This window comes from Thermococcus sp. PK (assembly GCF_000430485.1).
Classification (GTDB): Archaea; Methanobacteriota_B; Thermococci; order Thermococcales; family Thermococcaceae; genus Thermococcus_A; species Thermococcus_A bergensis.
This window is the reverse complement of sequence record NZ_KE387149.1, coordinates 625,440-632,802: the sequence shown is the minus strand read 5'-3', so window position 1 is coordinate 632,802 and position 7,363 is coordinate 625,440. Positions and strand designations below refer to the sequence as shown.

Genomic DNA, 7,363 nt, shown 5'->3' with positions numbered 1-7,363 from the left:
CCTGTATGCTTTAATCTCGCCGGCTTTGATTTTCCTGATTAATGTTGGCTTGCTGATGCCAAGGAGCTGTGCCGCTTTTCCCGTCCTATAAAGCTTCATACTGCACACCCCTATTACAAACAATGACACAAAATATATAAACTTTACGATTTTAACCATTTAGAAAACAGCCCATCATAGGCTCTACTATCTCCTTGGTGCTTATCCTTGGACTAACTTTCTTAACAATAAAGCTCACATCTTCTGAGGAGTTCCTCAGGCTAAAAACAATGGAAATACACGAAGTTAAGATAGCGCCCGGTGTCAGGATAATAAACCAAGAGGAGTACAAAAAGATAAAAGAAAAGCTGAAAGATGCGCCTGTGCTTGCGTTTGTTAGAACTTTGAATAATATTCCCGAGAATTGGACTTACTATTTTGTAACCACGGCCACCAAAGAGGGCGAGGTAAAGACTATTTCACCCATGAACTTAGAAAGAATGACAGAGCTCTCGTACAAATACCTAAAAGCAATGGAAGAAGCCGGGAGCAGAGGAATTATACTAATAGACTGTCTGGAATACCTTGTTATGTACAACGAATTTACCAGCGTGATAAAGTTCCTGAACAAGCTGAAGGACTTCGTTGTGAGCCATAACGGAACTCTAATCCTCGTTGCGGAGAAAGATGCCTTCGAAGAGCAGCAATGGACACTGTTAACCCGCCTGCTTGAAGATGCCGTATAATGGGGTTTTAACCCGTTTCAACTTTTTTAACATTCTCTCAGGGTAAAAACTCAGGGATGCCTTTGCCTGTGGAATTTCCATACCGATGCTTATTCCAAGACTCATTAAGTCTCTTGGAGAACGTACTTCCCACTTGGATTCTGCTGATGAAGTTAAAAATCTGGGAGCTTTGTACTTCTCAACGAGCTGCCAGTTTTTCATCATAAACTTCAATATGTTTGCCCGCTCATAGGGGGTTGCCCTTAGCAGAGGAGCGAGAGAAAAGCCTATGGCAACGTTGTTTTTAGCTGCTAGCCTTGCAAGAACGTGGTCAAAACCGGAATCTTTTCTCCTGTATTCTGGAGCTATCACAGCATCAACCCTGTTCTCTATTGCAAATCTAACAACTCTCAGATTTCCTCCCTGCACGTAGATGAGGGCATTGGAAATCCTTCTTTGTACTTCTCTCACTAGGGAAGGCTTCTCCGTAACAATCAGCAGTGCGACTTTTCCATACTTCTCACTAAGCTCCCTAACTTCGTGTTTAAGCTCATCAAAGTTTGGAGAGTCTTTTAGGTAAACTTTCTTTGTAAAAACCACCTTATCGTACCACTCTTTAGCTTTACCATAAGCTTCCTCGCTTCTTATGTCCATCTCAACCCACTTCATTCGCTCAACCACTCCCTGATGGTCTTCACGACACTTTCCTTTCTCATTGGAAATGCTTTGACCTTTATCTTAACTTGGATGACGTCCTCTCCCTCGCTAACCTCCGCTTCTCCCAGATATGCCTTCTGCTTGCTGAAGCGAATGAAAAACGTTCCCATGTCATCAACCTTTTCTTCGAGGTTTTCTAAAAGGTACCTCTTATCCTCCTCGCTTAAAAGTCCCTTGATGTGCTCCAGCATCTTTCTGACGCTTTTGCTCCTACTCACCTCGGCATTTATGACCTTTATTGGATTTCCAAAGTAGCCTTCGGTCTCAAGTATCTCAAATTCTATGTCATCTGAGGGGACATCCTCCGGAAAAAAAGTCCCCATTGCTTCGAGAACTTTCTCCGGGTCTTCGGTTGCATGTACAAAGGTTGATACTCTTATGTGATGAGCCTGGAGCTTTGCCATCTTTCTCACCCCAAATTTGATTGAAAACATAGTTTAAAAGCTTTTAACTCTCAAAATACACGCTTGGCAAAACTAATTAGAAAAGAGGACAAAAAAGAAGGCCAAATACTTCACTTACCTCTTCCGTTGTGGGCCCTAATGCTTGGTCTAATCTTCTCGGCACCCTTACCCTTGTTGAGCAGACCTCTGCTCCTCTTTCCAGCGCTTGTAAGTCCTCTAAAGACCCTACCCTTGTGGGCTTTTCCAGCAATCCAGGCAATCTTTGGATCTGACTTGATGACTGGGTGGTGTGGATCAACTAGGATAACCTCAAACCACTTGTACATACCGTCCTCGCCAACCCAGTATGAGTTGAGAACCTCAAGGTTGGGGAACTTTCTCGCGGCCTTCTCCTCAGCAATCCACTGGAGGGACTTCTTTGGTGAGTACTTAACCTGACCCATCTTTGAGGGCTTTCTTCCGCCCTTCCACCTTGGCCTCTTCCTTCCGCCTTTTCTCACTCTAACTCTAACAAGAACATAACCTTGCTTTGCCTGATATCCCAAACTCCTGGCCCTGTCAAGTCTGGTTGGTCTCTCAATCCTAACAACGCTTGGCTCCCTTCTCCACTTAATCATCCTCTGCTTCAGGAGTTCTCCAACGTAGCTCTTTTTTGGGCTCTTCCAAGCTTCCCTAATGTATTTGTACATTCCCATTTTTTCCACCTCATCTTTCGCTGTTTGTGGTTCTCCGCAGAGCGGAACATCCCGCGGTTTCCACCGCCTAGTCGTGGTGAATAAAGGTTGTTGCTTTTTAAAAGTTGCGCCTCATTATTTAAAAAGCAAGCCGCAAATCTTGAGTGGGTGGTGAGAGTGAAAATACTTCATCAAGACCCCAAGGAGGGCAAAATCAAAGTCAAGGTGGAGACGCTCGACGATCTCTGGCACCTCTATCACATTATCGAGGAAGGAGATGTTGTTTACGCTAAGACCTTTAGAAAGCAGAGCCAGAGAAGTGATTCGCTGAGACCGGAAAAAGTTGAAACAATACCGGTGTTCCTAGGGGTCAAGGTTGAGAAGGTGAACCTCCACAGATTCGCAAACGCTCTAAGGGTAACGGGGCCTATAGTCTATACCTCCAGAGATGAAGTGCCTCTTGGCAAATACCACACGATAGCAGTTGAAGAGAACGACACGATAACAATACAGAAGGAGAAGTGGAAAAAGCACCATCTTGAGAGGTTAGAAGAAGCTGTCAAGGCATCCCAAAGGGCCAAGGTCATGATAGTTGTAATTGACGAGGGGGAAGCTGATATAGCCGTGGTTAGGGAGTATGGCGTCGACATTATAGCAAACGTGACTCACAACCTTGGAGGGAAGAGGTATAACGCTGACAGAGAGAGCGAGGAGAAAAAATTCTTCCACGACCTTGCCAAAACTATGAGCGAGATAATGGAAAGAGAAAATGTTGACAAGGCTATTGTTGCCGGTCCGGGATTTGCAAAGGAGAACTTCTACAAGTTCCTAAGTGAGAATTATCCTGATCTAGCTAAGAAAGTTGTTATAGAGGACACAAGCGTTACGGGAAGGACTGGCATCTATGAGGTAATCAGGAGAGGCACCGTTGATAGGGTTTATCACGAAAACAGGGTTGCAAAAGAAATTCAGCTTGTAGAAAGGGTTATTGAAGAGATATCCAAGAACGGGCTGGTTGCCTATGGCTTAAAAGAAGTCGAAGAGGCTGCAAATTACGGGGCTATAGAGACGCTTTTAGTCCTGGACGAACTGCTAAAGGGAGAGCACAAGGAAAAGATAGAGGAGATAATGGAGTTCGTGAGGGGCACAAGGGGAGAGGTAGTGATAGTGAGCTCGGAACACGAAGGTGGTGAAAAGCTCAAGGCCCTTGGTGGCATTGCCGCACTGCTGAGGTATAAGGTGAAGTGACTTTTTCTTTTTTCAAGCCTCGCCCTTCACGGCGGGAAGGAGGTCAGTAGTACACCTCTGCATACGCATCTCTTTCAAACTCCGGGAACTCTTCTCTCCTGCCGTTTTTTATCAGCACTCTCTCCCTTTCTTCCGTGAACTGTCCAATGACAAAAGCCCCTACTCCGTTTGTTTGGAGCTTTTTGATTAATTCTCTCGTATTTTCTCTTGGTGAGATAATGATTAAAGTCCCTGTTGAAGAGACGGTTAGTGGGTTTACGCCGTAAAAGTTCACGACCTTCTCCACAAGCGGATGCATGTAGAGGTTCTCATAATAAACCTCAAACCCCACTCCGGAATTGTCTGCTATCTCATGTAAAGCCGTTAAGCCGCCTTCAGTTGCGTCGTGCATCCCCCTTGCAAACTCCCTTGCCAGAAGTGCATCTTTAACAACGCTCTCAAGCTTGTACATCTCTCTCAGAAAAGAGGTTTCTGACGGGGAGAGTACGCTCTTGAGCTCCTCGGCTTTAAACCACGCAGCTCCGACCGCAAATTCTATTGCAACTCCTTTTGTGATAACTATGTCATCTCCAGGCTTAGCGAGCGGGAGCTTCAGTTCATCTTTTCTCACGATCCCCACAGCAGTTGTTGTGGCCGTGAAGTCGTTAATGGTTTTATAAACACCAGTATGACCTCCCACTATGGAGGTTCCGTATTTTTTGCACTCCCCTCTAAGCTCGTCCATAATAGCCTTCAGCTCTTCCTCTTTGGTTCCCGGATGTAGAAGGAGGTCAACAATCAGCCATCTAGGCCTTGCTCCAAAAACAGCTACATCGCTTGAGGCAAAGTGGTACGTGAAAAATCCAAAGTGCTCCCTTGGAACTCCAAGAACCGGGTCTGTGGCAATCACAAGGTAGTTATCACCATCATATTCCAGAACAGCGGCATCAAAGCCCTCTTTTGGCCCAACAACAATTTTCTCATCGTCAATGGGGAGATCGGAGAGAATTATTTTTCTTAAAACTTCGTTTCTAATTTTTCCCAGAGGAAGCATTGGCAAACCTCCTTTTAATGTTTTCAAGGGCAGCTTCAGCCTCTTTCAGCACTTTTTCATTACACCCGTGACACATTACCATGAAAGAAGGCACAATAACGCTCATTCTTACCTTATGCTTCCTTGCGATTTTGCTTATTTCATAGTTCGCCTCATATGCCAAATCGAAGTACTCCTCCTTTATTATCTGCTCCTTGTCAATATACTGCAGAGGGCATCCTTCCCTCCACTGCCTCCTTCTTCCGTACTCATACATCCTAAAAACCTTTATATTTGCCTCTTTTGCGAGGGCTTCAACTTCTTCAGCAATGTAGTTTATGAGGGGTCTCAAAATTGGAATTCCAATCCTTGGAATGGTGCTGAGCCTGTGGTCCCCATCCCACTGATCCAGCAAAGCGCCTTTTATCTTGTCGTTCGCGTTGTCCCCCTTTGCAATGATGTCAAACCCATTTGCTCTTGCGAACCAGTAAGCGTTCTTAAGCATAACTTTCTTGCAGTGGATGCATATCGGCCCTTTTCTTCCGACGGAGTTTCTTAGAAGGCTTTCAGTTATATCAACGAGGTAGTGCTCTACCTCAAGAGAAGACGTAAATTTAAGCATGCGTGGAAGGGGTTCTCTCCAGCTCCATCTGTGAATGAAGGTTATTGCAGACACATCCAAACCTGCCTTTTTGAGGAGGTAAAGTGCTAAACTGCTGTCCTTGCCTCCGCTAAACATAAGCAGAATTTTCTTTTCGTAGAGGCTTTCTCTGCTTGCGAAGTCCTTCAGGTCCTCTATTGCCCTGGACAGCACGGCAATCACCGGTTATGGCTTTGAAGCCACCACCCCTAGGGCTTCTTCGACTCTTCTAACTCCCTTGAACCCCACGCGTCTTAACCTTTCCATAACCCCTCTCTGGAAGTCTTTTCCCCGATACTTCTTGCCGGGATTTCCTACGTAGTGAAACAGCCTTCCTTTTGGCTTCAAGACCCTAAACAGCTCTGCATAAAATTCTTCGCTGTAGAGATGCCCGGCAAGTGAAAATCTCGGAGGGTCGTGTATCACGACGTCAAAGCTCTCATCGTTAAGCCTCTTTATCACATCAAACGCATCTCCCTGAATAAGCTGGATGTTCTGAGATGTAAAAACTTCCCTGCTCCATGGATTAAGCCGGGCGAGCTCGATTACATTTGGGTCTTTTTCGATCGTAATAACATAAGCTCCTCTTTTTGCGCTCTCTATTGCCGTGTACCCTAACCCCATGCAAGTATCTATAACAAACTCTCCTTCCTTTGGCTTTACAGTATCCACTTTACTTCGGGTGTCTTTTAGTGGATTGGTGTCCTTTGTCCTGTGCATTCTTATCCCGTTTATTTCTATGGTTGGAGGAATTGTTGGAACAAGCTTGTAAAAGCCATCGGTGGCAATAGCGGCTTTATACAAACGGCCTCCTCTCAAAAAGTAAACCGTGTTTTCATCCTTTGCTATCTTTTTTATGATGTCTTTCTCAACTTCACTTCCATCAGGGAAGACCACCTTATCCTCTTTAACTAGAACTGCATGCGATCTGTTCGTTTTCCTCAAATCGAGGTTTACCCTAACCTCTCCCCGAGAAAGCAGTATAATTCTGGCCTCTCTGAATGTTAAGAAGTAAATTTCTTCCATGTCCCCCACTCAAGAGAGAGAAATGCAAAGGAGTTAAAAGATTTTGGTTATCCAACGACTCTTTCAAAAACCCTTTCAAAGTTTTTGAATGCTATTGCTTCAACTTCCTTCTTGCTAAAATTCTCGCTTAGTCTCTTCAAAAGCTCCGGTATTTTACTTTCGTTTTCAAATCCCTTGATGCTTTTTCCACTCCATCCTTTGAGGTAGTAAACGAAGTCAAAACCAAATCCAACGTGTTTGTAGCCCGCTAAATCCACTATGTACTCTACGTGGGCAACCATTTTGTCCAGCGTTGGGTTTTCCTTATCTACAAAACTCGGGATTGCATTGACTCCTATAACTCCACCGCTCTCTGCTATGGCTTTTATTTGGTCGTCTTTGAGGTTTCTGGGATTCGGGCAAAGGGAGTAGGCGTTAGAGTGGGAGGCTATGATTGGGAAGGACGTTGTTTCAATAACGTCCCAGAAGCCCTGCTCGTTTAGATGGCTCACATCCACAACTATGCCGAGCTCTTCCGCTTTTCCAAGCACCTCTATGCCAAAGTTGGTTAAGCCACCTTTTGTTCTTTCAAAAACACCGTCACCTATGGCATTTCTCAGGCTCCAAGTCAGTGTTAGAACCCTTAAACCCAGGGCATAAAATACCTCAAGCAGGTCTAAGCTGTTTTCTATTGGTTCTCCGCCTTCCAGTCCGAGCCAGAGTGCCACTTTTCCATTCTTAATGGCATTTCTCATGTCTTTTACCTTTTTCTTTTGAAAGCCTCGCCCTTCAGGGCGGGGATGCAGTAATCGAGAAACCGGCCAGAGAGCAGGAAAGCAAAAGAATGTTTTTAAACCAAAAACGTGTGAATTAATAACGAGAAGCAATGAAAAGAACCGTAACGCTCAAAACTCCAACCCTCAAAAGAGCAGGAGAAAAGCCTCTTCGAGTTAGCCAAT

The 7,363-nt window shown here is 44.9% G+C and carries 9 protein-coding genes and 1 pseudogene; 2 read left to right on the top strand and 8 right to left on the bottom strand.

The annotated features are described in order from the left end of the window. On the bottom strand, positions 1-99 hold a 99-nt coding region (locus tag THEPK_RS13020; RefSeq protein ID WP_156882167.1), incomplete at its 3' end, for an excisionase family DNA-binding protein. Positions 100-197: 98 nt separating this feature from the next. Between THEPK_RS13020 and THEPK_RS05330 the strand changes: the two genes are divergently transcribed. Then, positions 198-725 carry a DUF835 domain-containing protein gene (locus THEPK_RS05330; protein WP_232194565.1) on the top strand — a complete coding sequence of 176 codons (528 nt, stop codon included), beginning with the start codon at positions 198-200 and terminating at the stop codon, positions 723-725. On the opposite strand, the gene THEPK_RS05325 is transcribed toward THEPK_RS05330, so the two are convergent. The 3 genes from THEPK_RS05325 to THEPK_RS05315 all read right to left on the bottom strand — a co-directional run bounded on the left by THEPK_RS05325 (position 696) and on the right by THEPK_RS05315 (position 2,520). Further along, the gene (locus THEPK_RS05325; protein ID WP_052315892.1) at positions 696-1,373 is read right to left on the bottom strand and encodes a Ribonuclease P protein component 3; all 678 of its coding nucleotides are present in this window, start codon (positions 1,371-1,373) and stop codon (positions 696-698) included. The two genes, THEPK_RS05330 and THEPK_RS05325, sit on opposite strands and share 30 nt — an antisense overlap. Continuing rightward, entirely contained in the window at positions 1,370-1,825 is a 456-nt protein-coding gene (locus THEPK_RS05320) for an RNA-binding protein (RefSeq protein ID WP_042699238.1), read from the bottom strand. The genes THEPK_RS05325 and THEPK_RS05320 overlap by 4 nt, the downstream gene beginning before the upstream one ends. Before the next feature lie 110 nt (positions 1,826-1,935). Beyond that, a complete protein-coding gene (locus THEPK_RS05315) occupies positions 1,936-2,520 on the bottom strand; it encodes a 50S ribosomal protein L15e (protein ID WP_042699235.1) in 585 nt (194 codons plus the stop codon). Between the two features lie 156 nt (positions 2,521-2,676). Between THEPK_RS05315 and THEPK_RS05310 the strand changes: the two genes are divergently transcribed. Then, positions 2,677-3,747 (top strand): mRNA surveillance protein pelota, encoded by a 1,071-nt coding sequence (locus tag THEPK_RS05310; protein WP_042699233.1) that lies wholly within the window; start codon positions 2,677-2,679, stop codon positions 3,745-3,747. A 43-nt stretch (positions 3,748-3,790) separates the two neighbouring features. On the opposite strand, the gene THEPK_RS05305 is transcribed toward THEPK_RS05310, so the two are convergent. The 4 genes and pseudogenes from THEPK_RS05305 to THEPK_RS05290 all read right to left on the bottom strand — a co-directional run. Beyond that, positions 3,791-4,780 (bottom strand): AIR synthase family protein, encoded by a 990-nt coding sequence (locus tag THEPK_RS05305; protein ID WP_042699231.1) that lies wholly within the window; start codon positions 4,778-4,780, stop codon positions 3,791-3,793. Further along, positions 4,758-5,573: a 7-cyano-7-deazaguanine synthase gene (locus tag THEPK_RS05300; protein WP_042699228.1), complete on the bottom strand. Its 816-nt coding sequence runs from the start codon at positions 5,571-5,573 to the stop codon at positions 4,758-4,760. The genes THEPK_RS05305 and THEPK_RS05300 overlap by 23 nt, the downstream gene beginning before the upstream one ends. A gap of 12 nt (positions 5,574-5,585) precedes the next feature. Then, positions 5,586-6,425: a class I SAM-dependent methyltransferase gene (locus THEPK_RS05295; protein WP_042699226.1), complete on the bottom strand. Its 840-nt coding sequence runs from the start codon at positions 6,423-6,425 to the stop codon at positions 5,586-5,588. Between the two features lie 47 nt (positions 6,426-6,472). After that, a pseudogene (locus tag THEPK_RS05290) lies at positions 6,473-7,168 on the bottom strand (dipeptidase); the annotation flags it as partial. Positions 7,169-7,363 lie beyond the last annotated feature (195 nt).

Excerpts from the sequence above, each read along its gene's own strand:
- THEPK_RS05325 (WP_052315892.1), bottom strand. The coding sequence starts at position 1,373 with ATGAAGTGGGTTGAGATGGACATAAGAAGCGAGGAAGCTTATGGTAAA.
- THEPK_RS05295 (WP_042699226.1), bottom strand. The coding sequence starts at position 6,425 with ATGGAAGAAATTTACTTCTTAACATTCAGAGAGGCCAGAATTATACTG.
- THEPK_RS05320 (WP_042699238.1), bottom strand. The coding sequence starts at position 1,825 with ATGGCAAAGCTCCAGGCTCATCACATAAGAGTATCAACCTTTGTACAT.
- THEPK_RS05305 (WP_042699231.1), bottom strand. The coding sequence starts at position 4,780 with ATGCTTCCTCTGGGAAAAATTAGAAACGAAGTTTTAAGAAAAATAATT.
- THEPK_RS05315 (WP_042699235.1), bottom strand. The coding sequence starts at position 2,520 with ATGGGAATGTACAAATACATTAGGGAAGCTTGGAAGAGCCCAAAAAAG.